The 23,682-nt window shown below is 71.8% G+C and carries 23 protein-coding genes; 13 read left to right on the top strand and 10 right to left on the bottom strand.

The genetic code is table 11. The features are described 5' to 3' along the window. Window positions 1–34: 34 nt before the first annotated feature. The 3 genes from ACSG06_RS05195 to ACSG06_RS05185 form a co-directional block, all read right to left on the bottom strand. Window positions 35–1,648: a GTPBP1 family GTP-binding protein gene (locus tag ACSG06_RS05195; RefSeq protein WP_440989206.1), complete on the bottom strand. Its 1,614-nt coding sequence runs from the start codon at window positions 1,646–1,648 to the stop codon at window positions 35–37. Window positions 1,649–1,728: 80 nt separating this feature from the next. Continuing rightward, complete coding sequence (locus ACSG06_RS05190) at window positions 1,729–2,100, bottom strand: hypothetical protein (protein ID WP_440989205.1); 372 nt, start codon at window positions 2,098–2,100, stop codon at window positions 1,729–1,731. Between the two features lie 110 nt (window positions 2,101–2,210). Continuing rightward, window positions 2,211–2,795 carry a J domain-containing protein gene (locus ACSG06_RS05185; RefSeq protein WP_440989204.1) on the bottom strand — a complete coding sequence of 195 codons (585 nt, stop codon included), beginning with the start codon at window positions 2,793–2,795 and terminating at the stop codon, window positions 2,211–2,213. A gap of 190 nt (window positions 2,796–2,985) precedes the next feature. On the opposite strand from ACSG06_RS05185, the gene ACSG06_RS05180 reads away from it, so the two are divergent. Next, the gene (locus ACSG06_RS05180) at window positions 2,986–3,159 is read left to right on the top strand and encodes a hypothetical protein (RefSeq protein WP_440989203.1); all 174 of its coding nucleotides are present in this window, start codon (window positions 2,986–2,988) and stop codon (window positions 3,157–3,159) included. A 1-nt stretch (window position 3,160) separates the two neighbouring features. Here ACSG06_RS05180 and pyrF read toward each other — a convergent pair whose 3' ends face one another. The 3 genes from pyrF to ACSG06_RS05165 all read right to left on the bottom strand — a co-directional run bounded on the left by pyrF (window position 3,161) and on the right by ACSG06_RS05165 (window position 6,144). Continuing rightward, complete coding sequence (pyrF, locus tag ACSG06_RS05175) at window positions 3,161–4,000, bottom strand: orotidine-5'-phosphate decarboxylase (RefSeq protein ID WP_440989202.1); 840 nt, start codon at window positions 3,998–4,000, stop codon at window positions 3,161–3,163. A gap of 67 nt (window positions 4,001–4,067) precedes the next feature. Next, window positions 4,068–5,030, bottom strand: a complete 963-nt coding sequence (locus tag ACSG06_RS05170; protein ID WP_440989201.1) for a beta-ribofuranosylaminobenzene 5'-phosphate synthase family protein — start codon at window positions 5,028–5,030, stop codon at window positions 4,068–4,070. Between the two features lie 157 nt (window positions 5,031–5,187). Further along, window positions 5,188–6,144, bottom strand: coding sequence for a glycosyltransferase (locus ACSG06_RS05165; RefSeq protein ID WP_440989200.1), 957 nt, complete (start codon window positions 6,142–6,144; stop codon window positions 5,188–5,190). Window positions 6,145–6,328: 184 nt separating this feature from the next. Here ACSG06_RS05165 and ACSG06_RS05160 point away from each other — a divergent pair, with 184 nt between their 5' ends. After that, a complete protein-coding gene (locus tag ACSG06_RS05160) occupies window positions 6,329–7,048 on the top strand; it encodes a class I SAM-dependent methyltransferase (RefSeq protein ID WP_440989199.1) in 720 nt (239 codons plus the stop codon). Between the two features lie 19 nt (window positions 7,049–7,067). On the opposite strand, the gene ACSG06_RS05155 is transcribed toward ACSG06_RS05160, so the two are convergent. After that, complete coding sequence (locus ACSG06_RS05155; protein WP_440989198.1) at window positions 7,068–9,239, bottom strand: glycoside hydrolase family 15 protein; 2,172 nt, start codon at window positions 9,237–9,239, stop codon at window positions 7,068–7,070. Window positions 9,240–9,574: 335 nt separating this feature from the next. On the opposite strand from ACSG06_RS05155, the gene ilvD reads away from it, so the two are divergent. After that, window positions 9,575–11,305, top strand: a complete 1,731-nt coding sequence (gene ilvD, locus ACSG06_RS05150; protein ID WP_440989197.1) for a dihydroxy-acid dehydratase — start codon at window positions 9,575–9,577, stop codon at window positions 11,303–11,305. On the opposite strand, the gene ACSG06_RS05145 is transcribed toward ilvD, so the two are convergent. After that, window positions 11,306–11,971 carry a DUF7504 family protein gene (locus ACSG06_RS05145; protein WP_440989196.1) on the bottom strand — a complete coding sequence of 222 codons (666 nt, stop codon included), beginning with the start codon at window positions 11,969–11,971 and terminating at the stop codon, window positions 11,306–11,308. A 126-nt stretch (window positions 11,972–12,097) separates the two neighbouring features. Between ACSG06_RS05145 and ACSG06_RS05140 the strand changes: the two genes are divergently transcribed. Further along, window positions 12,098–13,114 (top strand): Cdc6/Cdc18 family protein, encoded by a 1,017-nt coding sequence (locus tag ACSG06_RS05140; RefSeq protein WP_440989195.1) that lies wholly within the window; start codon window positions 12,098–12,100, stop codon window positions 13,112–13,114. 4 nt (window positions 13,115–13,118) lie between these two features. Here ACSG06_RS05140 and ACSG06_RS05135 read toward each other — a convergent pair whose 3' ends face one another. After that, window positions 13,119–13,352, bottom strand: a complete 234-nt coding sequence (locus ACSG06_RS05135; protein ID WP_440989194.1) for a hypothetical protein — start codon at window positions 13,350–13,352, stop codon at window positions 13,119–13,121. Between the two features lie 304 nt (window positions 13,353–13,656). On the opposite strand from ACSG06_RS05135, the gene ACSG06_RS05130 reads away from it, so the two are divergent. The 9 genes from ACSG06_RS05130 to ACSG06_RS05090 all read left to right on the top strand — a co-directional run bounded on the left by ACSG06_RS05130 (window position 13,657) and on the right by ACSG06_RS05090 (window position 23,143). After that, window positions 13,657–14,328 (top strand): P-loop NTPase family protein, encoded by a 672-nt coding sequence (locus ACSG06_RS05130; RefSeq protein ID WP_440989193.1) that lies wholly within the window; start codon window positions 13,657–13,659, stop codon window positions 14,326–14,328. A gap of 1 nt (window position 14,329) precedes the next feature. After that, the gene (locus ACSG06_RS05125) at window positions 14,330–14,662 is read left to right on the top strand and encodes a DUF8156 family protein (protein ID WP_440989192.1); all 333 of its coding nucleotides are present in this window, start codon (window positions 14,330–14,332) and stop codon (window positions 14,660–14,662) included. After that, window positions 14,662–16,773 carry a type B DNA-directed DNA polymerase gene (locus tag ACSG06_RS05120; RefSeq protein ID WP_440989191.1) on the top strand — a complete coding sequence of 704 codons (2,112 nt, stop codon included), beginning with the start codon at window positions 14,662–14,664 and terminating at the stop codon, window positions 16,771–16,773. Before ACSG06_RS05125 ends, ACSG06_RS05120 begins: the two co-directional genes overlap by 1 nt. 433 nt (window positions 16,774–17,206) lie before the next feature. Next, a complete protein-coding gene (locus tag ACSG06_RS05115; protein WP_440989190.1) occupies window positions 17,207–18,640 on the top strand; it encodes a hypothetical protein in 1,434 nt (477 codons plus the stop codon). An 84-nt stretch (window positions 18,641–18,724) separates the two neighbouring features. Continuing rightward, the gene (locus ACSG06_RS05110) at window positions 18,725–20,179 is read left to right on the top strand and encodes a hypothetical protein (protein ID WP_440989189.1); all 1,455 of its coding nucleotides are present in this window, start codon (window positions 18,725–18,727) and stop codon (window positions 20,177–20,179) included. Between the two features lie 74 nt (window positions 20,180–20,253). Then, window positions 20,254–20,868: a GNAT family N-acetyltransferase gene (locus tag ACSG06_RS05105; protein WP_440989188.1), complete on the top strand. Its 615-nt coding sequence runs from the start codon at window positions 20,254–20,256 to the stop codon at window positions 20,866–20,868. Further along, on the top strand, window positions 20,861–21,538 hold the full coding sequence (locus tag ACSG06_RS05100; RefSeq protein ID WP_440989187.1) for a GNAT family N-acetyltransferase: 678 nt from the start codon (window positions 20,861–20,863) through the stop codon (window positions 21,536–21,538). The genes ACSG06_RS05105 and ACSG06_RS05100 overlap by 8 nt, the downstream gene beginning before the upstream one ends. A 25-nt stretch (window positions 21,539–21,563) precedes the next feature. Then, window positions 21,564–22,253, top strand: coding sequence for a GNAT family N-acetyltransferase (locus ACSG06_RS05095; RefSeq protein WP_440989186.1), 690 nt, complete (start codon window positions 21,564–21,566; stop codon window positions 22,251–22,253). A 248-nt stretch (window positions 22,254–22,501) separates the two neighbouring features. Then, window positions 22,502–23,143: a DUF7978 family protein gene (locus tag ACSG06_RS05090; RefSeq protein WP_440989185.1), complete on the top strand. Its 642-nt coding sequence runs from the start codon at window positions 22,502–22,504 to the stop codon at window positions 23,141–23,143. On the opposite strand, the gene ACSG06_RS05085 is transcribed toward ACSG06_RS05090, so the two are convergent. Then, window positions 23,140–23,640, bottom strand: coding sequence for a GNAT family N-acetyltransferase (locus tag ACSG06_RS05085; RefSeq protein WP_440989184.1), 501 nt, complete (start codon window positions 23,638–23,640; stop codon window positions 23,140–23,142). The two genes, ACSG06_RS05090 and ACSG06_RS05085, sit on opposite strands and share 4 nt — an antisense overlap. Window positions 23,641–23,682 lie beyond the last annotated feature (42 nt).

The following is a 23,682-nucleotide window of genomic DNA, read 5'->3' as shown; positions in this document are numbered from 1 at the left end:
CCTTCGAGGACGAGCGGTGTGGAGCCGGGGCGGGTCACTCCCGGTGGACGTCGGTGACGGTGCCGACCCCCTTGGACTGGCCCTCGCGGAAGACGAACCGCTGGCCCTCCTCGACGAGGTAGGGCTGGAACTTGAACCGGACCGTCGCGTGACCGGTGTCGCCCGGGAGGAGCTGGCCGTCCTCGGGATGGAAGACCGCGGCCTCGCTGATGGTCTCGACGTGGACGACGGGCTCGTAGCCGTCGTCGATGCGGGTCGGGTGGTTGAGCACCATCACGTCGGCGTCGAACTCCCGCACGGTGGCGGGGTCGCTCTCGCGGGGGACGAGCGCCATCCCGCGGGAGATCTCGGACTCGCTGACGCCCTTGAGCGCGATGCCGACGATGCGGCCCGCCCGTGCCTCGTCGACCCGGTGGTAGTGCATCTCGATGGAGCGCACCTCGACCGGCCGCCAGTCGCCGCCGGGCATCGGGCCGAGCAGCAGCTCGTCGCCGGCCTCGACCTCGCCGGCCATGATGGTGCCGGAGGCGACCGCGCCGACGCCCGTGACGGAGTAGGTCCGGTCGACGTACATCCGGAAGTCGCCGTCGTCGCCGGCTGTCTTCGGGAGGCGCTCGAACAGCTCGTCCAGCGTGTCCAGCCCGTCCATCGTCACCGCGCTGGTCGTGACGATGGGGACGACCGTGTCGCTGATCTCCTCGACGGCGGCGTCCACGCCGTGGCGCTCGACCCGGAGCGGCGTCTTGTCGACCTCGCGGAGCAGGCGTTCGACCTCGCGTTCGACCTCGCGCAGGCGCTCCTCGTCGACGAGGTCGGCCTTCGTGATGGCGACCAGCGTCGGCAGCTCGGTCGCGAGCAGCACGCCGAGGTGCTCGCGGGTGGTCTTCGTCGGGCCGTCGTCGGCCGCGACGGTCAGCAGCCCGTAGTCGAGCTTCTGGCCCACCAGTCCCCGGATGGTGGTGCGGAGCCACGGCTCGTGGCCGACCGTATCGACGAACGAGACCAGGCGGTCTGCCTCCTCGACGACGCGGGCGCGGTCCTGCTTGCGGTGCGGGTTGTCCATGTGGACCGCGCCGTCATCGTCGTCGAAACCGTAGACGGCGTACGAGAGGTCCGCGGAGAGCCCGCGTTCGACCTCGTGTGGCTTCACGTCGAGGTAGCCCCGCGTGGAGCCGTCGCCGTCGTCGGACTGTCCGGTGACGAGCGAGCCGACGAGCGTGGACTTGCCGTGGTCGACGTGGCCCGCCGTGCCGACGACGATGTGCGTGTCGTCGGTCTCCAGCACGGCACCCTCGCGGACCACCGCGACGCCGACGATGCCCCGATCGTCGTCGTCACCGACACCCCACGTCTGGACGTCCTCGAGGTGTGCACCGGCCTCCTCGGCCAGCAGGCTCAGCACGTCCATGGACTCCGAGAAGGTGTCGGGCGCGATGCCCGCGAGGCCGCCGTCGTCGGTGACGCCGACGACGTACAGCGCCTCCCCGTCGCCGGAGAGGACGCGATGACGGAGCTGCGCCGCCAGACTCTCGCGTCGGCCGTCCGCCAGGTGGACGTCCTTGCTGAGCCGTTCCTTGAATTCGACGTTGCCGCCTTCCTGCTCGCCGCGTTCGAGGGCCCGTTCCAGCACGGCCCTGTCGGGGCTCATGGTGTCGCGTTAGCATACAGTACGGAAAAGCCTTCCCGTATATTGGGTCTAGTTCACATGGGAGCGCTCGGGAGACCGACTCAGCCCCGCTTCCCGTAGAACAGCACGAGCCGGGCGACGGCCGTCGTCCAGAACCAGGCGAGCATCCCGAGCTCCACGGCGACCGGCAGCCCGCGCGGGAACAGCAGCAGGCCGACGACGAGTGCCACCCCCAGCAGCAGCAGGAACGCCAGCGTGTTGTCGAGCACCGTCGGCGGCTCCAGAGCGTCCTCGTAGGCCAGCTGGAGGACCGCCGCCGCGATTCCGACGCCGATGGCCAGGAAGAGCGTCCCCACCTCCGGTAGCGGTGGCACCGTAGCGTCCCAGAACTCGACGTAGACGATACCGGTGAGCACGATGGCCAGCACCACGGCGGTTCGACTCCGCCGTCGGTCGACCGTCTCGGGGACCATACGTCCCCCATCGACTTCTGGCCTCAAAAGACCACACCCCGGCGTCACGACACCGTCGGTCGACCGTGACGACGCGTCAGACGGCTCGGATCGCCGGGAGCCGGCTGGCACTACTCCTCGGACAGCCGGTCGTACGCCGCCGTCACGCGCTTGAACGCCTCCTCGTCGCCGCCGGTCGTGTCCGGGTGGACCTCCTTGACCTTCTCGCGGTACGCCTCCCGCACGTCGGACTGATCGGCACCCGATTCGAGGTCCAACCGGTCCAGCGCCTCGCGCCGGGTCGGTCCCTCGGTGGTCCGCGGCGCACGACGGCGTCGGTCGCGCTGGCTTCGCTGCCTGCGACCGCCCGTCCCCGCGCCAGCCGCTGTCGCACGGGCCCGGGCACGACGGCGGCGCTCCTCGGCCGCCCGGCGCGCCTCCCGACCGAACCGGCTTCTGGGCCCTCGCGGCCCCTCCGCCGCCTTCTGCTCGGCCGCCCGTCGGCGCTGCCCGAACGCGTCGCGGTACGTGCCCGCGTCGACGCGCTCCCGCAGCCGCCCGCTCGCCTGGAACCAGAACAGGTACGTGGTCAGGGCTAGCGGGGCCGCGATCCCGAGGACGAACAGCTCGCGGGTGACGATGGCGACCACGAACAGCACCGTCGTCAGGCCCGCGAACACCGCCGCCAGACCGAACAACAGCGGTGAGTCTCGCACGAGACGGAGCTACGGACTACCCGACCTAATATCTCTCGGTGGCACGGCTACGGGTCGGCTGGCGCGTCTGTTCGAGCGTGAGCGGCGACCCGACTGCCGGGACGGGAGCGACCGCGAACAGCCGGAGGCCCCGACCGTCCCGGGTCGGCGCTGGCACAGACTCAAGGCCTGCGGCGTGCTACTCCCTCGCATGAGCGTCGAGACCCTCTGCCAGATCTGCGAGGACGCCCGTGCGACCCAGCACTGTGCCCGCTGTGGGGCGATGGTCTGCGACCGGCACTACGAACGCGAGCACGGGATGTGCCTCGACTGCGCGTCGCGGGCCGACCCGACCGGGCGTGGCGGCGACACGTACCAGTACTAGGCTATCGATACTGGTTGAGACGCCGCTTGAGCCGGCGGGCGGCGTCACCGGCGGCCGCGAAGAACTCGTCCTCGCCCGTTGCGTTCTCGCCGGCGAAGATGATGCCCCGCGAGGAGTTGACGAGCCCGACCTCGACGCCGCGGGCCGCGGACTCGGTGCCCTCCGGCAGTTCGACGAGCCCGTGTTCGACGGCGGCCTCCGCGTCGCCGCCCTGCGCGCCGACGCCGGGGACGAGGAACGGGAGGTGCGGGACGCGCTCGCGGACGTCCTCGAGTTCGTCCGGCGTGGTCGCGCCGACGACCAGGCCGACGTTGCCGTGCTCGTTCCACTCCGAGGCGCGGGTGGCGACGCGCTCGTACAGCGGCTCGCCCGTCGAGAGCTCGAGGTCCTGGAAGTCGGTGCCGCCGGGGTTCGACGTGCGGGCGAGGATGATGACGCCCGCCTCCTCCCGGGCGAGGAACGGCGCGAGGGAGTCGCGGCCCAGGTAGGGGTTCACGGTGATGCCGTCGACGACGTCGAGCAGCTTCGCGTACTGCCGCGTCGTGTTGCCGATGTCGGCGCGCTTGGCGTCGAGCAGCACCGGCACGTCCTTCCCGTGAGCGTAGGCGACCGTCTCCCGCAGGGCACGCCAGCCGTCCGCGTCCTCGTAGAACGCCGCGTTCGGTTTGAAGCAGGCCGCGTGCTCGTGGGTCGCGTCGATGATGCGGCGGTTGAACGCCCAGCGCGGCAGGTCGTGGTCGGCGAGGAACTCGGGGATGCGGTCCGGGTCGGGGTCCAGCCCGACGGAGACGACCGTGTCCCGGTCGTCGATGCGGGCCGCGAGTCGGTCGAAGAAGCGCATTGCTTCGGTGTCTGCGGGGGGCCATCTTGGACCTGTCGAAGCCGGACGGGGGTCTCGCCAAACAGCCTCACTCCACCCGCGCGCCGCGGCTCGCGGGTGCGGCGACGCGTACCTCGCCGTCCACGTCGGCGGCCCGGAGCGCCTCGCGCGCCGCGGCTGCTGCGGCGTCCTCACGGTCCACGTCGGTCAGCCCGTACACCGTCGGCCCCCACGACGACTGCCCGACGCCGGTGACCGCCGGGTGGCCGGCGAGTTCGTCGACGACGGTCCCGACGGGCGGCCGGAACACGCCGCCCTGCTCGTCGGCGTACCACGCGCCGTTCAGGCGCCCGACGGCGGCGACGGCGTCCCCGAACTCGTCGAGTCGACCCTCCGCCGCGGCGGGGAGCAGTCGACGGTTCACGACGCCCGCGACCTCGTCGGCGATCGCGGGGTCGGCGCGCTCGACGACCGCGCGCATGCTCTCCTCCTCGCGGCCGCCGTTGCGCCCCCGTGCCGCGTCCGGTATGGCGAGTACGAACCGCCAGTCGTCGGGCAGCCCGTGGCGGGCGACCACCGGCGGGACGGACCACTCGCCCGCCGCGGGTGGGTCCGTGGTGAACCGCGCGGTCGGGTGGCCCCCGTCGACGACGAAGCCGCCGTCCTCGAACGCGGCGACGCCGACGCCGGAGCGCCCGCCCCGGCCGAGGTCCGGTGCGCGCTCGCGGACCTCGGGGTCTCGGTCGTAGGCCTGTGCGACCGCCGCCAGCGTCGCCAGCGCGAGCTGCGTGCCGCTCCCCAGCCCGACGTGTCTGGGGAGCGTCTCCGCGACCGAGACCGCCGCACCCGGCACGTCGAGGAGCTCGATCGCTCGTTCGGCGTACCGTCGGACGGTCGCGTCGGCGCAGTCCACCCCGTCGGCCGGCTCGGCGGTGACCCGCACCCGCGGCTCCGCGAGCGCGACGCCGAGCCCACCGTAGAGCCGGGCGTGCGCCAGCGAGAGGTTCTGGAAGCCGAAGTGCAGGCGTGCGCCGACGCCGACCGTTGCCATTGTCGGGATATGGTGTCGTGGTTGGGAACCGGTTACGGCGGTGGCAACCGTGTCCGGTGTCGAATGTCCGAGGAGTGTGTCTGGTTTCGGACGCCGACAGAAGCGTGTCGGACAGCCAGACCGCCCCGGCGGTCTCGACTCGGGAGACGTGCAGTTCCTACAGCGCGTCGACGATGGCGTCGGCGGCGACCTCGGCCCCGTTCTCGAAGCTGGGTGGGTCGGGCGGGTTGGCGACGGCGCGGCGGATGTGCGGCACCGAGTGCTCGATCTGGAAGCCGGTGACGCCGGCCTCCTGGATGACGCGACCGACCCCGCGCTGCTCGTCAGTGAACGGCCAGATGATGCAGGGGGTGCCGGCGACGGCGGCCTCCATCACCGTCGAGTAGCCGGAGCAGACGACCACGTCGGCGGCCTCGAGGTGGGGGAGCATCGCGGGCACCGTCTCCCAGTCGTCGTCGCCGACCTCCGTGACGCTGTGGCCGTCGTCGCGGAGCCCGGCGACGAGCCGGTCGAGGTCGTCGGAGTAGTGGCTCGGGACCACGAGCACGTCGAACGGCTCGACGGTCCGGTCGTCGTCGCACTCCAGCGCGACGGGCGGGACGTGCGTGACGCCCTCGGGGTCGTCGTCGCAGGCCGGCCACACCGCCGGGTAGAGGAACTGCTCGGACTCGTAGAGCTGGTGCTTGGTCAGCAGCCAGGTGAACCACTCCTCGACGGCGGCCTCGTAGAAGTGCGGCGAGTTGTGCGTGAGCACGTGGAGGTCGGTGCCGGTCAGCGTGGCGGCCATCGCGGCGAACATGTCGTCGGTGACGAGCGCGTCGGGCTCGGTCCGGCGGAGCCACTGCACGTAGTCGTAGACGCGCTTGCCGCTCATCGGGACGCTGTGGGTGATTACGCGGAAGAGGTTCCCGCCGTCCTGGTAGTCGCCGATGTAGTCGACGACCGCGGGGACGTACTCCTCGTAGCCGTTGAGCTCGACGAACCGCTTCCCCGGACCGCCACCGGCGAGGCGGACGGTCGCGCCGCGGGCTTCGAGTGCCTTCGCCACGGCGAGCATCCGCGTGGCGTGGCCGGCACCTTCCGGATAGTGCGCGACGGCGACCTCGGGGTCCATGTCGTCTCGTGTGCCGCGTCCGCGCAAGAACCTTTTGAAAGGGTGACGCGACGCTGGCGACGGGGTACGGTGGCCGTACCGTCGCAAGCCGACGTTACCCCACGTACGGGGGCCAGAACGGCCGTCCTCGCGGCTCGGCGGGTAATCGGCTACATACAAACAGTCCGGGCGTTCTGGGCGTTCTATGGAGCGGCTGGAGTACTACGAGGGCGACGGCGCCGTCGAGAAGTACGCCGAGGTCGGTCGCGAGGGGCTTCGGCCGGTCGAACGCCGACTGCTGGACGAGTACGTCGACGACGGCGGCCGCGTCCTCGACCTCGGCTGTGGCTCCGGTCGGGTCACGGCTCCGCTCGCCGAGCGCGGGTTCGACGTGGTCGGCGTCGACGTCAGCGAGACGATGATCGAGGTGGCCGAGGCGCTCCACCCCGACGTCGAGTTCCGTGTCGGCGACGCCACCGAGCTCTCCTTCCCGGCCGAGTCGTTCGACTACGTGCTGTTCGCGGACCGAGGCCTCGACGACGTCCGGCCCGCCGCCGACCGGATGCGGTCGATCCTCGAGTCGTGGCGGGTCCTGAAGCCCGGTGGCCTGTTCGCCTTCGACGCGAACAACCAGCTCAGCCGGTTCGTCGCAGACCCGACCGACCGCGCTGCCGTGGCCGAGACCGTGCGGTTCGTCGCACGGAACCGTCGAGCCGGGACGCTCCGGTCGCGCTACGCGCTCGTCGAGTACTCGAACGGCGTCGACCGGACGTACGCCATCGTCCCACCGGCACAGCGCCGGCAGCTGGCCGCCGTCGGCTTCGACGTGCTCGGACTCGTCCCGAGCGCCGACGACCGCCGGCCCACGCCGCTCGACCCGCGGCCCTACTACGTCGCCCGGAAGCCGCGAGCGTCGGGGGAGTGAATCGGTCTCCCCGGCCGGTTCAGCTGTCCGGCGCGAGCCCGAACGGTGCGCCGCGCACGTGGCTCTCCGTCAGCAGGACGAACATCGCCTGCGACCAGTTCAGGTGCGAGTTCCAGCGCACGGCCCCGTTCCCGTCGACGCGCTCGGGGAGCAGTCCCGCCGCGGTCCCCCACTGGCTCGCGTGGCTGAACACGTAGTCCGAGACGGCGTTCGCGTCGCGGCCGCCCTGCCAGCGCACCACGTCGGCGTACGCCTCGGTGAGCGGCCAGCCGCCGTCCTCCGGCGAGTCCGTCGGCGTGTAGTCGTCGCCGGGGTAGCGGTCCAGACACGGCGTGTTGCTCGCGGTCCACGACGGGTCGCCCGTCGCTGCCACCGTCGAGTCCATCTCGGGGCTGTCGGCGGCCTTCACGTTCCACGGCCAGTACGCCATGAACGCGGCGGCGTCCGGGCGCTCGTCCGCGGCGGGCTGGCCGCCGTAGCTCGAGTCCCACGCGGGCGAGTCGCAGGTGACGTAGTGGTCGCCGAGGAAGGCGTTCGTCTTGTAGTGGTAGCCGTCGAAGTTCGACGCCCAGGTGTTCGCCGTGCTCCGGCAGGTGCTCGCGAAACCCGACTCGCCCTTCGCGTCGGCCATGGCGGCCATGCACCGGAGCCCGGCGATGGCGGCCGCCGCGCCCTCGGTGCTGTAGCCCCAGTTCTCCTCCCACGGGTCGTTGTGCCGGTCGACCATCCCGTAGCCGTTGTCGTAGCCCAGCAGGAACTCCGCGGCGAGCTTCGACATGGCGTAGTGGTCGTCGAGGATGGTGGACGAGGCGGCGCCCCCGTCTACCTCCTGCCAGCAGAGCCAGTGGGCGTAGATCGGGCCACCGACCTGGTCGACCTGGAGCATCTCCCAGTTCTTCGAGCCGTCGAGGTAGTAGTTCTGCCACCAGGTCCCCTTCCGATTGAGGGTTCGGCCGGTGGGGTCGTCGTGGTACGTGTCCGACTTGAGCTGGACGTCGTCGAGGAACGAGAGCGCCTCGAGCGCCTCCGCCGCTGCCCCGGCGGCGAGCCACGACTGGATCATGATGGTCTGGTCCCGGGGCCAGACGTACGTGTACTGGTCGCCGTGGGGCTCGAACAGCCCGGCGACGGTCGGACCGGCGGGGTCCTGTGCGGCCTTCATCGCGGTGAGCGAGCGCTCGTACAGCGCGTCGGCCGTCGCGTCGCCGGTCGGCGAGCTGGTCACCGAGCCGTGCCAGGACTCCCAGGCATCGACGAAGTCGCTGCGCTCGGCGGCGTAGCCGGCGTCGAGGCTGGCCGTCGCGTTGGCGACCGCCTCGCTCTCGCTCGCGCCGAAGCCGACGACGGTCTCCCACGTGACGGTCGTGTCGGTGCCGACGTACAGCCCGGTCCCCACGTCGACGTTGCCCGCGTTGTAGCCGTTCGAGTCGATGTAGCCGTCGTTCTCGACGTAGATGTCCTGCCACGCCGCCCGGTCCCCGCCGCTCGTCGTGCCCTCCAGCCCGATGCGGTGCCCGTCGAAGCTCGTCTTCCCGGTCGAGGGCCGGTGCTGGGCGAGCGCGAGGTACCACGTGCCGTCGGTGGCGACGACCAGCTCGTAGCCGTCGGCCGTCGTCGTGTACGCCTCGTCGCCCTCGCCCGCGGAGTCGAAGTCGTCGATGGCCGGGTTGAGCAGGGTGAACAGGGTGTGGGTGTTCGCCTGGTCGAACTGCACCTCGTTCCGGACGTGCAGCGAGTGGCGGTTCGGACTGACGAGCACGTCCTGGTACAGGTCGGCCCAGTAGCCCGACGAGAACTGGAACCAGTTGTGGACGTGGACCTCCGGGACCTGCGCTGACTCGTAGGAGACCTCGCTGCCCGCGGCGTCCTCGCGCACGTCGAGCGTCTCGCCGAGGTCTGCGTCCCACAGCATCGTGTGAACGTCGCGGACGTGCTCGATGTCGTACCGGGACGCGACGACCTCCTCGATGAGGGTGCCGTACCGCCCGCCGCCGCCGTAGCTCGGGTACTGGTTCAGCGACGCCAGCACCGCGCCCTGGTCGGTCGGAGCCGAGACGACCGCGTCCTTGTCGCTGTTCCCGTACTCCTCGCCGGCCAGCGCGGGCGTCGATGCGCTCGTGAGCAGCCCTGCACCGGCGGCCGCTGCGGTACTTGCCTTCAGGAATCGCCGTCGTGTGTGTCCATCACTCATGGGTGCCTCTTGCACACATCCGAACGTCCGTAATAAAAGATTTACTCAATTCATGAGGAACTTTTTCCGCACTGATTGATGGCGGTCCGGAACCCGGTTGGCGACGGTGGGACCCGCTGCTCGGAGGTCGACGGTTGCTGTGAACTGTTCCGCGCCAACAGCTGAGCAGTCAGCCGGCGGGGAGCGCCGGCGACGGATCGACCGGCGGCCTGCGAGAGTGCGCTCTCGACTCGCGATCAACTCGGTCCGGTTCCAGACAGCATCACACGTTCGGGTTCGGCAGCAACATCTGTCCCAGCGACGGGACTTAAGCCGTCGCGTGGCTACCCTCGACCATGCACGACCGACCCGAGAAGCCCGAGGGGCTCCGCAGTCGCGAGGTCACCGAAGGGCCGGAGCGGGCACCACACCGGGCGATGTTCCGCGCGATGGGCTACGACGACGCCGACCTCTCCGCGCCGATGGTCGGGGTCGCGAACCCCGCGGCGGACGTGACGCCCTGCAACGTCCATCTGGACGACGTGGCCGCGTCGGCCATCGAGGGCGTCGAGGCGGCGGAGGGGATGCCCATCGAGTTCGGCACCATCACCATCTCCGATGCCATCTCGATGGGGACCGAGGGGATGCGCGCGTCGCTGGTCTCCCGCGAGGTCATCGCGGACAGCGTCGAACTCGTGGCGTTCGGCGAGCGCGTCGACGCGCTCGTCACCGTCGCGGGCTGCGACAAGAACCTGCCCGGGATGCTGATGGCGAGCATCCGAACCGACCTCCCGAGCGTCTTCCTGTACGGTGGGTCCATCATGCCCGGCGAGCACGACGGGCGCGAGGTCACCGTCCAGAACGTATTCGAGGGCGTGGGCGCGGTCGCCTCGGGCGACATGACCGAGGACGAGCTGGACGAGCTGGAACGCCACGCCTGCCCGGGCGCGGGCTCCTGCGGCGGGATGTTCACCGCGAACACGATGGCCTCCATCTCGGAGGCGCTCGGGCTGGCGCCGCTCGGGAGCGCCAGCCCGCCGGCGGAGGACGAGTCCCGGTACGAGGTCGCCCACCGCGCCGGCGAGCTCGCCCTCGAAGCCGTCGAGGAGGACCGCCGGCCCTCCGACATCCTGACCAAGGAGAGCTTCGAGAACGCCATCGCGCTCCAGGTCGCCATCGGCGGCTCGACGAACGCGGTGCTCCACCTGCTCGCGCTCGCCGCCGAGGCGGGCATCGAGCTCCACATCGAGGAGTTCGACGAGATATCGAAACGAACCCCCAAGATCGCCGACCTCCAGCCCGGCGGCACGCGCGTCATGAACGACCTCCACGAACTCGGCGGCGTGCCGGTCGTCCTCCGGCGGCTGCTGGAGGGCGGCTACCTCCACGGCGATGCGGCCACCATCACGGGCCGGACGATAGCCGAGGAACTGGCCCACCTCGAGAGCGAGGGCGAGCTACCCCCGGACGAGGACATCGAGGCCGACTTCCTCTACACGACCGACGAACCGCTCCACGAGGAGGGCGCCATCAAGATCCTCACCGGCAACCTCGCACCCGACGGCGCGGTGCTGAAGGTCACCGGCGAGGACAACTTCCACCACGAGGGCCCCGTCCGCGTCTTCGAGAGCGAGGAGGCCGCGATGAAGTACGTGCAGGAGGACCGCATCGAGAGCGGCGACGTGCTCGCCATCCGGAACGAGGGGCCACGCGGCGGCCCGGGGATGCGCGAGATGCTCGGCGTCACCGCGGCCGTCGTCGGCGCGGGCCACGAGGACGACGTCGCGCTGCTCACCGACGGCCGGTTCTCCGGCGCGACCCGGGGCCCGATGGTCGGCCACGTCGCCCCCGAGTCCTACGTCGGGGGACCCATCGGTGCGCTGGAAGACGGGGACGTGGTGACGGTGGACATCCCGAACCGGGAGCTCTCGGTGGATCTGAGCGACGAGGAGATCGAATCTCGGCTCGACGCACGCGACGAGCCCGAGCCGGCGTACACCTCGGGCGTGCTCGCCAAGTACGGCCGCGACTTCGGCTCGGCGGCCAACGGCGCGGTGTCGAACCCCGGCGTGAAGCGGGAGGACTGACTACTCGACCGCGTCGGCGAGCCGGACCCAGCCGGCCGGAACCCCCTCCATCCCGACGAACCGGACCTCGCGCCCGCCGTCGCGTCGCCGCACCCGGACCAGCCCGTCGAACAGGTGCTTCAGCCGCTCGAAGTCCGTGCCGTCGGTGACGTTCGTGTACACCGGAAAGAGCGACAGCCCCGTCGCACCGCCCGACAGCAGCACCTGATGGGCGTAGCGGAACACGGTCTCGGCGTCGGTCGAGAGCAGCAGCGTCGACAGCGAGTCGACGAGGAGGTGTCGCCGGGCGACGCCGGCCTCCCGGAGCGTCTCCAGGCACTCGTTGATGGCCATGCTCGCGCCCGTCAGGTCCGTCGGCGACGGCACGCTCCAGTGGCGCTCGCGCGGGTTCGCCCGGACCACGTCGTGGGTGGGCGTGCAGTCGACGACGCCGATGCGGTCGCGCTCCAGCGCGGGGACCTCCATCCCGACCCGGTCGAGGAGGGTCCGCGCGGCGTCGCGGGTCGTCACCAGTGCCGCGCCGTCGGCGGGGTCGGCTGCCGCCGCGAGGATACGCGTCGGAACCGGCCGGACCGTCTCGCGGCTCGGGCCCGCGACCAGCAGGTCCCGGTGGCGCGAGAGCACAGCGTCGGTGAGGACCTCCTCGAAGCGGTACGCCTGCGTCATGACTACCCGCCGAAGCTACCGGAAGACGACGGTTCAGCGACTTATCGTTGTCGGTCGTCGGGGTCCCGGACCACTTCCACTCCGGTCTCCGTCGACTTACGGTCCCCCCGCCCCAAGGGGCCGACGATGATCACGGACCCGCGGGTGCTGCGCGACGAGTGGGTCCCCTCCGAGGTGCGCCACCGGAACGCCGAGTGCAACCAGCTCTCGACCGCGCTCGCACCCGTCGCCGACGACGACCGGCCGGGCAACGTCTTCCTGCACGGGCCGCCCGGCACGGGCAAGACCTGCTGTGCGCAGTACATCGTCTCGCAGTTCTGCCGCGAGGTACGCGACGTGGCCCACGAGTACGTCAACTGCTGGACGGACTCGACCCGGTTCGCCGTGCTCGAACGGCTGCTCGAGAACGTCGGCGAGGGCGTCGAGACGCACCGGCAGGCGACCGCGGCCGACGTGCTCGTCCGCCGGCTCCGCGAGTACGGCGAGCCCTACGTCGTCATCCTCGACGAGGTCGACGTACTGCGGGACACCGACGTGCTGTACGACCTCTACCAGCTCCCCCACGTCGCCCTCCTCCTCGTCGCCAACCGGGAGGAGGAGTTCCTCGCGGACCTCGACCCGCGCCTCCAGAGCCGGCTGCGGACCTGTGCGTCCATCCGGATGCAGCCGTACACGACCGAACAGCTCGTCGCCATCCTCGACGACCGGGTGCGCATGGGGTTCGAGCCGGGCGTCGTCGGGGACGACCAGCTCGCGCGCATCGCCGACGCCGCCGCCGGCGACGCGCGCCTCGCCATCAACGTGCTCCGGACGGCGGCCCGCCAGGCCCAGGAGGCCGGCGCGGAGACCGTCGAGCCCGCCCACGTCACCGCGGCCATCCCCGAGGCCGAACACGACGTGCGCCGGAAGACGCTCTCGAAGCTCTCGAAGCACCAGCGCGTGCTCTACGAGATCGTCCACGAGCTCGGGGAGCCCTCGGGAGCCGAGATACGAGAACGCTACGAGGAGCGCGTCGCGGAACCGAAGGTCCCACGGACCCGGCGGCGCTACCTGACCAAGCTCTGCGACTACGACCTGCTGGCCAAGGAGGGCGAGGGCCGGGGGCGGACGTACCGGGTGGTCGAGCCCGCGCCGATCCCCTGACCGCCTACGCCGCCGTGGATGCGGCCGACTCGATGTCGAGGTCCTCCAGGTCCTCGACGTCCTCGATCTCGTCGAGGTCGAGCTGGTCGTACACCCGCCCGCTGGCGACACCAGATACCGCGGCGAGTGCGAGACCGAGGGCGATGCCGGTGCGTCGCCCCCGGAGCCAGGCACCGACGACGTAGCCGAGTGTGAACCCGAGACCCGCGTTGAGTAGCTGTGTCTGGATGCGACTCATACCGGGGTGATGACGTGACGAGACAAAGAAACTGCCGTCGCCTGTCCCCAGGACGACCACCGGACGCAGCTTCCGGGCGCGGCTTCCGGGCGCAACTTCCGGACGACTTTCGGACGCGACTGCTGGACGCAGCTTGTGGACGACGTCCGGACGGGTTCCGGACGCGACTTCCGGACGACTTCCGGACATGACGTTGACGGCCGCGACAGAGGCCCTATCGGTGTGTGTCGGCACTCTCGTCGTTCCCGGACGTTCCGGACACGCCCAGCTCGCGCTTTTCCCCTCCGTGTGACAACGCACTGGTATGGAGCACGAACCGACCCTCGACCCCGGACTGACGCTGCTCGCAACGCCCGACGCCCGCTCGACCGCGCTGCACCGGCTCGTCGCCGGAACCCTGACCGACGGCCGGCCCGCGTACTGGGTCGACGCCCGGAACACGGCGACGACGTACGCGCTCGCCGAGCTCGCGCCGACCGACCGGCTGCTCGACCGGGTGCAGGTCGCCCGCGCGTTCACCGCCTACCAGCACCACGACCTCGTCCGCGAGCTGGTCGGCCGCGTCGACGGCCGGACCGGCCTCGTCGTCTGTCCGAACCTCGGCTCGCTCTACCGCGACGGCGACGTGCCCGAGCGGGAGGCCGACGACCTGCGCGCGGCGACCGTCGCCGTGCTGGCGGACCTCGCCGACGCCTGCGACGTACCGGTGCTCGTGACCGCCCGCGGCGAGGCCCGCGAGGCGGTCGCCGCCGTGGCGGACCGCGAGCTCGACTGCACGCGGACCGACTTCGGACTGCGCTACGAGGGCGAATCGTTCGAGACCACCGTCTACCCCGTCGACGGCGGCTGGCAGACCACGGTGCCGTACTGGGTCGACCGGTGCGGTGCGGTCGCGGACCGGGCCGCCGTCGACGCCGTCGTCACCGACGCCCTCGGACCGGACGACCCCGCACTCGCCGCCTTCGGGGGTGTCTGAGATGGGCCGGACGAACCCCACCTACCGCGACCGCCTCCGCGAGTTCGAGGAGCGCTACCAGCCGTTCCGGCGGGCGCTCCGGTACGAGCACCAGCTCGACTTCGACCGGCTGTTCGAGCGCGCCGACGCGACCGCCCACGCCGCCAGCTACCGGAACGCGACCGACCCCGCGGTCGCGACGCTGCTGTCGATGCTGCTCGCCCACGAGGCGGAGATCCGCGAGCTGCACGAGCGGCTGGCGGCCGCTGAGGGCCACGACGAGGTGGCCGACACCAGCATCGACGACGCCGATACGCCCGGCGCGGACGACGACGGCACCGGCACCCCCGACTGATGTTCGCGCTCGACTTCCACGACGACCGGGTCGTCGAGTGGCACCGCGACGGCGACGACGCCGTGGCCGTCGAGAACACCGACTACCACCCGACGCTGTACGTCGCCGGGCCCGACGACGCCCGGGCGGAGCTGCAGGGTGCGCTCGAAGCGGACCCGAAGGTCGTCGCGACCGACACCGAGGAGTGGCGGCTCGACCTCCACGCCGACGAGCCCGAACCGGTGCTCCGGGTGGACTGCGAGCGCGTCTCGGAGGTCCGCACGCTCGCCCGCGAGGTGCGCCACCACCACGAGCGCGGGAGCCACGCCCCGGGGACGTTCCGGCTGTTCGACGTGGACTTCGCGCCGGGGTTCCGGTACTGCGTCGAGACCGACACCTCGCCGGTGCCGACCGAGCCGCTCCGCACGCTCGAGATCGGCATCGACGAGGCGGCGCTGGCCCACGACCGCGTGGGTTCGCTCCGGATCGACGGCGAGCAGGCGGGTGGGACGCCCGGCGCCGCGCTGCGGACGCTCGCCCGTCGGCTCGACGACGTGGAGCCCGACGTGCTCCTCCTCTCGCACGCCGACCTCGTGCCGACGCTGGCCGCGGCCGCCGACGAGCACGGCGTCGATCTCGACCTCGGCCGACGCCCGGGCTGGACCCGACTGGCGGGCGAGAGCACCTACGAGAGCTACGGCCGGGTCGGCCACTCGCCGGCGCGCTACGCCGTGCCGGGGCGAGCCATCGTCGTCACCGGCTCCAGCTTCCTCTGGAACGAGTCCAGCCTCGCGGGGCTGCGCTACATGGTCGAGCGCTCGTGGCGACCGCTGCAGGAGACCGCGTGGGCGAGCATCGGCACCGTGCTCACCGCGATGCAGAGCCGGGAGGCGCTCTCGCGGGGCGTGCTGGTCCCGTGGAACAAGTGGGAGCCGGAGCGGTTCAAGCCCGCGCGGACCCTCCACGCGGCCGACCGCGGCGGCGTCACCCTCTCGCCCGAGGTGGGGCTCCACGAGGACGTCCACGAGCTGGACTTCGCGTCGCTGTACCCGAACGTCATCCGCGAGCACAACGTCAGCCCCGAGACCGTCGGCTGTGACTGCCACGCCGACCGCGACGACGTCCCCGGGCTCGGCTACGCCATCTGCGACGAGCCGGGCTTCCTCCCGGACGTGCTCGCGCCGCTGCTCGACGACCGCGCCGGGTTCAAGGAGCAACTCGCCGAGCTACCCGACGACGCCGACGACGATGGCCTCGCCGCGAAGTCCGCGGCCATCAAGTGGGTGCTCGTCTCCTGCTTCGGCTACCAGGGCTACCGGAACGCCAAGTTCGGCCGCATCGAGTGCCACGAGACCATCAACGCGTTCGCCCGCGAGGTGCTGCTCGACGCGAAGGCCGAACTGGAGCGTGCGGGCTGGCACGTCGTCCACGCCATCGTCGACTCGGTGTGGGTGACCCCCCGCGAGGGCGCCGAGCAGGAACCCCTCGAATCGGTCGCCGCCCGGGTCACCGACGACGCCGGCATCCGGCTCGAGTACGAGGCGGGCTACGACTGGGTGGCGTTCGTCCCCCGGCGGGGCACCCAGGCCGGCGCGCTCACCCGCTACGTCGGCCGGGCCGAGGACGGCTCGTTCAAGCTCCGCGGTATCGAGGCCCGCCAGCGGTCGACCCCGACGTGGGTCGCGGACTGCCAGCGCGACCTCCTCGAGATCCTCGACGCCGAGCGCGCCCCCGAACCCGTCGTCGACCGCCTCCGCACGCACCTGGTCGACCTGCACGCGGGCCGGGTCGACCCCGCCGAGCTCGTCGTCACCAAGCGCGTGGGCAAGCGCCCCGACGAGTACACGCAGGAGACCCGCACCGTCGGCGCGCTCCGGCGGTACGAGCGCCACGACGTCGCCCGCCACCCCGGCCAGCCGGTCCGGTACGTCGTCGTCGACGACGACGCCGGCCGCACCGCCGAGCGCGTCCGCCTCGACTTCGAATCGCCCGGCGGCTACGACCCGGACTTCTACGCCGACCTGCTGACCCGGGCCGCCGTCAGCGTCGTCTCCCCGCTCGGCTGGGACCGCGAGCGCGTCGACCGCTACCTCCGCGAGCGCCGGGACGCCGCGCTGTCTGCGTATCTGTGAGCGCGCGAAGGTTTACAATATTTGTAAACTTCGAGGCCAGCCCGTCCACTACCGGCGCGCGCTGGCGAGCGTGCCGAGCGCAGCGAGGCCGCTCGGCATGCACGTGCGAGGGACGAGCACCGCAGCGGAGCGAGGAGCGCAGTCGGCTGGGGAGGCGTGAGGTGCGGTGCGGTCGCGGTGGGTGGGACTGAAAGGGGCTGCCTGCTCGACGAACCCCGACGACGCAAGGACCGCAGCGGAGCGAGGACCGCAGCGAGTCGCGGGAGTCGAGCAGGCAGGGGCTCTCTGGCTGTTAGCGGTTCGGGCGAGCGCGACACCCATCGGGAGATTCCGGTCGGTCGCAGACCAGCTCACCGAGGACACACAGCTTAGCTCGATTCCTCGCGGAACTGTCTGACGCAGATATTAAGCGCTGGCGGGCGAAACGGAGCGCATGGCTTTCGACACCGGCTGGGACCTCCCGGCGACCGTGGCCGTGGCCTTCGACCCGCCGGTCGAGGCGGCCGGGGTCGCCAGTGCGGACGCGTTCCGCGCGGCGTACGGGCCGTTCCTGCGCGGGGTCCTCGGGACGAACGTGGACCGCGAACTCGACGAGGCTACGCTGACGGGGCTGGCGAACCGACTCGGCGGGGTCACCTGGCAGCCCTCGCACGCGCGGTTCGAGCGGCCGGCGGACGCCGACGAGCTGGCGGATCTGACGCGGGTGGTGCAGGCGTACGCCCGTGCCGGCGGGGCGATGCGGCCGACGCGGCGGCCCGGCTACTGGCGGCACGAGGCGTCGCGCGAGCGGGCGGTCGACCTCACCGACGAGTGCGACGAGTGCGAGGTGCGCGAGCTGACCGTGACGGCCGGGTCGGCGACGTGCTACCGGCTCTGCGAGGAGCATCACCGCGAGGTGTACCGGGAGTACGTCGACGCGACCCGACGGGAGCCGGACCCGCCCGAGCACGAGGAGGCGTTCGACCTCGCGGACCGACTGCGCGAGGAGGCGCTGCCGACGGACGCGGCGAGCCGGCTGGCCGAGATCGGGGCGCACGACCCGCACCGGCTGCGGCCTGTCTCGGGCGTGCTCGTCGACGCGTTCGAGGCCCAGCGCGGCGCACACATCGTCAGCGTGGACTTCCTGCGGGCGGTGACGACGGCGCTGACCCACCTCGGGACCATCGACGCGACCGTCCGCCAGCACCTCGTCGCGGGGCTGGGCGACGACGACGAGAGCATCCGGGGAGCGAGTGCCGCCGCCATCGCGGCGCTGGCGTGGGAGCGCCCCGAGGCGCTGCTCGACGTGGACGAGGAGAGCCTCGGCGGGTCCGCCGCCGAGCGTCGCCCGCCCGTCATCAGGCGGCTCGGGGGGATGCTCGGGACCGACTCCGTGCGCTGTCGGACGCAGGCGCTGTCGGCACTGCGGGAGTTCGCGCGGAGCGACCCCGCGCAGGTCGACCCCTACGCGGACTCGGTCCGGGCCGCGACGACGGACGAGAACCCCAGAATCCGGTTCCTCGCGGGGGTCACGCTCGCCAACCTCGCCCGTGCTGACCCCGAGCGCGGCGCGGACTGGCTCCCCGACTTCGCCCGGCTCGCCGACGAGGAGAGCCACGTCGCCGCGGCCGGCGTCGTCGGGCTCGGGGTCCTCGCGGACGCGGGGCAGGACACCGGCCACGAACTCGACGACCTCACCGCGCTCGTCCGCACCTTCGCCGACCCCACACGGCGGCCCCACCGGGTCGTCCGCGAGGCCGTCTTCGCGCTCGGCCACCTCGGCGGCCCCGGCGACGCCGAGCACGTCGACTGGGTGGCCGACTGCGCGCGGACCGACGCGCTGCGGGATGCGTGCGAGCGGGCGAAGGACGAGCTGTTCGTGACCTGAGTCCGGGCGCTGCCGCGGGGCTCACCGGCACGACGGGCGGCGCCGTTGGGCCGAACTTATACGCCCGGACACGGACCGGGACGTATGGACGACCCACTCGTCTTCGCCCTCCCGGACACCGTCTTCGTCGCGTTCGACGAGGAGCCCGCGGTCGCGAGCCGACGCGGCGCGCGCCACGCCATCGACGCCACCGACTTCGCGGCGTTCTTCCGGCGATACGGCGTCGACATCCGCGAGGCCGACAGCGCCGACGTGCGCTCGCTCGGCGACCTTCTCTCGACGCTGTCGTGGGACGACGCCGAGGCGACCACGGTGCCGCGCCCGGCCGACGCGGACGAGCTGGCGGCGCTCACGCGACTGTTCCTCGCCTACGGCGCGGCCGGGGCGAGCCTCGAACCCGCCGACGGGACGACGACGTACCTGGACGACGACGGGCTCCGGGCGACCGCGCGGCGGACCGCCGAGGGCTGTGACAGCTGCACCGCGGCGTCCGTCGACCAGGTCGGCGCGACGTACTACGAGATCTGCAACCCACACCGCAGGGCGCTGTACCGGCGGGCAGTCGAGGCCGCCGGGGACGACGAACCGGACCTCGACGCCATCGACGTCGCCGACTGCGTGGACCGGCTGGAGACCGACGACGACCCGACCGCCGCGGCGGCCGCGCTCGCCCGGGTCGCTCGCGAGGAGCCCGAGCGCGTCAGCGCCGCTCGCGGCGCGCTGTTCGACGTGCTCGACCGGCTGCGCGCCGACCCGTTCGCCGACGAGGGACCGGCGACGGCCGCGGTCACCGCGCTGGCCGGGCTGGCGACGGTCGACGCCGAGACGCGGACGCGGCTCGTCGAGCTGCTCGACGACGACCACGCTGGCGTCCGGCGCTGCGCCGCGACCGCGGTCGGCGTCGCCGCCGAGGACCCGGAGACTGCGGCCGCCCTCGTCGCGAGCGCGGACGACGACGGCGGGCTGCTCGACCGTGTCGTCGGTGGAGGTGGGCCACCGCCGGCCATCGACCGCCTGCGGGCGATGCTCGACGAGGAGTCGCCCGAGAACCGCGCCCGGGCGCTGTTCGCGCTGACCGAGCTCGCCCGCGACGAGCCCGACGCCGTCGCACCGGTCGCTGGGGCGGTCCGGGGCCACCTCGGCGACGAGGACCCCGACGCCCGGTTCCGGGCCATCGTCGCCACCGGCGTGCTCGCCCGCCACGACCCCGACCTCGTCGGCGACGCGCTCGGCCGCCTCCGGCAGTTCGCCGGGGGAGCGGGACCGGACGCCGAGGCGGCGACGGTCGCCCTCGCGTACTGTCTGGCGGCCGGACTGGACGTCGGGAAGGACCGCGGCGACCTCCGGCGTGCGGTGCGCGACCTCGCGGACCCCTCGCGGGAGCCGGACCGGACGGTCCGGGAGGCCGCGCTGGCCCTCGGTGCGGTCGGCATCGACTCCGACCGCGACTACCTCTCGTGGGTGCGGGACTGTGCAGGCTCGCCCCGCGTGGCGGCCGCGGCGGAGCGGGCGGCGCGGGACCTGCGCGAGCGGGTCTGAGGCCCGGCCCGGAAGCGTGCGACCGGTTCGCATCCCTGGCGAACGGCTTTTACGCCAGTGGCCGATGCGAGGGTATGGAGCTGTTCCCCGCCACGCTCGAGACCGAGCGACTGCGGTACGAACGTCTCGACGAGTCGATGGGAGCGTTCGAGCTGTACGAGTACACGAGCAGCGACGAGTTCGCCGATATCGGCCGGTTCATCTCGAAGGGCCAGCACCACACCCCGAAGGAGACGGCTGAGTACCTCGCCGAGTCCGGGGAGCGCTGGACGGAGGGGAGCCGCGCGAACTGGGCGCTGTCCCCGAAGACCGGCGAGGACGGCACGGGCGAGTTCGCCGGCGTCGCGAGCCTCATCCCGCTGTGGGACCGCCGGACCGCCCGGCTCGGCGTCTGGCTCCGCAAACCGTTCTGGGGCCGGGGCTACTCCGGCGAGCGGGCGGACGCCCTCGTCGCGCTCTCGTTCGACCGCCTCGACCTCGAACTCGTCGGCGCGGGCTGTGTGGCGGGGAACGAGAACTCGAAGCGCGCCATCGAGAAGTACGTCGAGCGCTGGGGCGGCACGTACGAGGGCCTGCTGCGGAACTGGCTCACCCTCGACGACGAGCCGCAGGACCTCCACCGCTGGAGTATCAGCCGCGATGAGTACGAGGCTGCCGACGTCGACGTCGAGCTGACGGTCGATGAGTGAGCTGTTCCCGGACCGCATCGAGACCGAGCGGCTCCGCCTCGAACACGAGTCGCCCGCCGACGCGGACCTGTACGAGCGGTATCGACACCTCTCGACGGACGCGGTCGACCCCGAAGCGTTCGAGTACATCCCGGTCTCGCCCCACGAGCACCCGCACGACACCGCGGAGATGCTCGCGTCCCGCCACGAGCGCTGGACGGACGGCATCGGCGCGACCTACGTCGTCAGGCCGAAGGACAGCGAGGAGGGTGCGAGCGAGGCGCGACGCGCCTCGGACAGCCGAGCGGGCGACGCCCGCGAGAGCGGCCCCCCGGCCGGCGAGGCCGAACTGCTCGCCGACTGGGAGGCGCGGAGCGCGTACTTCGCGTTCGGCCTCCGGAAGCGGTTCTGGGGCCGGGGGTACTCGGGCGAGCGCGCCGCGGCGCTCGTCTCGCTGGCGTTCGACCGCCTCGACCTCGAGGTCGTGAGCGTGACGCACCTCGTCGAGAACGAGAACTCCCGCCGGGCCGTCGAGCGGTACGTCGACCGCTTCGGCGGCCGCCGCGAGGGCACCATCAGGAACCAGATCACGCTCGACGGCGAGCCCGTCGACACCGTCCGGTACAGCATCAGCCGCGCCGAGTACGAGGCGAGCGACCCGGACCGCGACCACACGTTCCACGACGACTGACCACCGCACACGACACGAACCAGCCATGACGATCACGTTCACCGACTGGGAGGGACTGCTCCCGCGACGCATCGACACCGACCGCCTGACCATGCTCCCGTCGAGCCCCGAGGTACTGGACCCGCTCGCCCTCTACCGGGTCTGCTCGGGCGACACGGCCATCGACGAGGTAACCGAGCACCTGACCTGGGAGCCACACGCGACCCCGAAGGAGAGTCTGGAGTTCCTCGAGACGACCCGGGACGGCCTCGACTCCGGCGAGGACGCCAGCTACCAGCTGTACGTCGCCCCGGACGACGCGCCCGAGGGGATCGACGGTCCGTCGCCCCGCGGCCCGTACGCCGACACCGACCTCGTGCTCGCCGGCGGCGCGGGTATGGGTATCGACTGGGACCGACGGACCGGCACGCTCGGGACGTGGCTCCGCAAGCCGTTCTGGGGTCGTGGCTACTCCGGCGAACGAGCGGCCGCGTTCGTCGCGCTCGCGTTCGAGTGCCTCGACCTCGAGGTCGTCGCCGTGGAGCACGTCGCCGGCAACGAGAACTCGATGCGTGCCATCGAGCGCTACGTCGAGCGCTTCGGCGGTCGGACGGAGGGCGCGTTCCGCAACTGGGCGCTGAAGGACGGCGAGCCGGTCACCCAGCACCGCTACAGCATCACCCGCGAGGAGTACGCGGCGAGCGACGCCGAACTCGACGTGACGGGGCGGCCCTGACCGCGCGCCGTCCCTGACTGCGGGCCGGCCCCGACCGCATGCCGAGGACCAGCCGTCCATGACCGGGGGTCCGTGACGGGGCGACACCAACCGGTTCACGACGACTGCCGGATTCGATTCGCCGGCCCGGTACTTGAAAGCGACCCCTACGATAGTTGCCCGAAATGTGATATGGCCAACGCAACGAAAGGAACCCACTGTGTGTTTGCCGTGAATTTTTAACATCTGAGCCAGAACCCGCTCCTGTCATGTCATCGCACACGAGCCTCGGAAACGCACGGGCGAGCGAGACCGGCGTCGACCTGCGTGCGGCAGCCATCAGCGCAGGGGCCGGCGCGGTCGCGTTCGTGGCGAGCTACCTGCTGACGTTCCTGCTGTGGACGCAGACGACGCTCCCGGACCCCGAGAACTTCGACCAGGCGATCGACCGGGCGTTCGTCCAGTCCGTCCGCGACACCGTCCCGTCGTGGAAGGCCGCCGGGATGACCCTGTACAACGCGCACTTCGTCGACCTGACCTACAGCACGCCGTCGGGCTCCAGTTCGGTGAACCTCATCGACGCGGCCGGCGGCGGCCTCGTCGGGTTCGCGCTGTTCGTGCCACCGCTGGTGCTGCTGGTCGCCGGGTTCGCGGCCGTGTACGTGAGCGACGTCACCGCCGACCTGCCGAACGCGGTGGCCGCCGGCGCGCTGACCCTCGTCGGCTATCTCCTGTTCGCGCTGGTCGGGGCCGTCCTGTTCGGCCACACCGAGACCGTCGAGTTCTTCGGCATCTCCGGCCAGTACAGCCTGTCCATCCCGCTGCTCTCGACCGTCATCTTCCTCGGTGTCGTCTACCCGGTCGTGTTCGGCGGGCTCGGCGGCGTCGGTGCGTACCTCGTGAAGGATTAGAGCTCGCGGGCGACCATCTCGCCCCAGTGCGCGAAGCCGTGTCGCTCGTAGAACGCCTTCGCCCGCTCGTTCTCCCGGTCGACGTCGAGCACCAGCCGGTCGAGCGGCAGGTCCTGTGACCGCGCGAACGCGACCGCCTCGTCCACGAGGTCGTCGGCGAGTCCCGTCCCGCGGTTGGCGGGGGCGACCCACAGTTCGTTCAGCACCGCCGCGTCCCAGACGTGCGCGAGTTCCTCGGGTAGGACGAAGACGTAGCCCGCCAGCGCATCGGCGGAGTCGTCATCGTCGGCGGGCTCGACGAGGACACAGCGCTCGTCCTCGGCGACACAGCGGTCCACCCACGCGAACCAGGACTCGCGGTACTCGTCGGTGAGCTTGTCCTCGTACTTCGCCTGCTTGTCGTCGCCACCGGTGCCGGAGCCGAGGCCCAGCTCGAACGCGCGCTTGGCCTGCCAGAGTGCCTCGCGGTCCGTCTCGGCGTCGTACGGTCTGACCATGGTCGGGATTCGGGAGGCTGTGGCTTCAGTCGTGCGGGTGTC

Origin of the sequence: Haloarchaeobius baliensis (assembly GCF_052060055.1) — an archaeon.
GTDB lineage: Archaea > Halobacteriota > Halobacteria > Halobacteriales > Natrialbaceae > Haloarchaeobius > Haloarchaeobius baliensis.
This window is presented reverse-complemented; position numbering and strand designations above follow the sequence as displayed.

Coding starts and splice junctions, on each gene's coding strand:
- ACSG06_RS05110 (WP_440989189.1), top strand. CDS start 18,725: ATGGACGACCCACTCGTCTTCGCCCTCCCGGACACCGTCTTCGTCGCG.
- ACSG06_RS05105 (WP_440989188.1), top strand. CDS start 20,254: ATGGAGCTGTTCCCCGCCACGCTCGAGACCGAGCGACTGCGGTACGAA.
- ACSG06_RS05165 (WP_440989200.1), bottom strand. CDS start 6,144: ATGGACCCCGAGGTCGCCGTCGCGCACTATCCGGAAGGTGCCGGCCAC.
- ACSG06_RS05115 (WP_440989190.1), top strand. CDS start 17,207: ATGGCTTTCGACACCGGCTGGGACCTCCCGGCGACCGTGGCCGTGGCC.
- ACSG06_RS05140 (WP_440989195.1), top strand. CDS start 12,098: ATGATCACGGACCCGCGGGTGCTGCGCGACGAGTGGGTCCCCTCCGAG.
- ACSG06_RS05095 (WP_440989186.1), top strand. CDS start 21,564: ATGACGATCACGTTCACCGACTGGGAGGGACTGCTCCCGCGACGCATC.
- ACSG06_RS05190 (WP_440989205.1), bottom strand. CDS start 2,100: ATGGTCCCCGAGACGGTCGACCGACGGCGGAGTCGAACCGCCGTGGTG.
- ACSG06_RS05160 (WP_440989199.1), top strand. CDS start 6,329: ATGGAGCGGCTGGAGTACTACGAGGGCGACGGCGCCGTCGAGAAGTAC.
- ACSG06_RS05100 (WP_440989187.1), top strand. CDS start 20,861: ATGAGTGAGCTGTTCCCGGACCGCATCGAGACCGAGCGGCTCCGCCTC.
- ACSG06_RS05135 (WP_440989194.1), bottom strand. CDS start 13,352: ATGAGTCGCATCCAGACACAGCTACTCAACGCGGGTCTCGGGTTCACA.
- ACSG06_RS05180 (WP_440989203.1), top strand. CDS start 2,986: ATGAGCGTCGAGACCCTCTGCCAGATCTGCGAGGACGCCCGTGCGACC.
- ACSG06_RS05085 (WP_440989184.1), bottom strand. CDS start 23,640: ATGGTCAGACCGTACGACGCCGAGACGGACCGCGAGGCACTCTGGCAG.
- ACSG06_RS05130 (WP_440989193.1), top strand. CDS start 13,657: ATGGAGCACGAACCGACCCTCGACCCCGGACTGACGCTGCTCGCAACG.
- ACSG06_RS05125 (WP_440989192.1), top strand. CDS start 14,330: ATGGGCCGGACGAACCCCACCTACCGCGACCGCCTCCGCGAGTTCGAG.
- ACSG06_RS05120 (WP_440989191.1), top strand. CDS start 14,662: ATGTTCGCGCTCGACTTCCACGACGACCGGGTCGTCGAGTGGCACCGC.
- ACSG06_RS05155 (WP_440989198.1), bottom strand. CDS start 9,239: ATGAGTGATGGACACACACGACGGCGATTCCTGAAGGCAAGTACCGCA.
- ACSG06_RS05145 (WP_440989196.1), bottom strand. CDS start 11,971: ATGACGCAGGCGTACCGCTTCGAGGAGGTCCTCACCGACGCTGTGCTC.
- pyrF (WP_440989202.1), bottom strand. CDS start 4,000: ATGCGCTTCTTCGACCGACTCGCGGCCCGCATCGACGACCGGGACACG.
- ACSG06_RS05170 (WP_440989201.1), bottom strand. CDS start 5,030: ATGGCAACGGTCGGCGTCGGCGCACGCCTGCACTTCGGCTTCCAGAAC.
- ilvD (WP_440989197.1), top strand. CDS start 9,575: ATGCACGACCGACCCGAGAAGCCCGAGGGGCTCCGCAGTCGCGAGGTC.
- ACSG06_RS05090 (WP_440989185.1), top strand. CDS start 22,502: ATGTCATCGCACACGAGCCTCGGAAACGCACGGGCGAGCGAGACCGGC.
- ACSG06_RS05195 (WP_440989206.1), bottom strand. CDS start 1,648: ATGAGCCCCGACAGGGCCGTGCTGGAACGGGCCCTCGAACGCGGCGAG.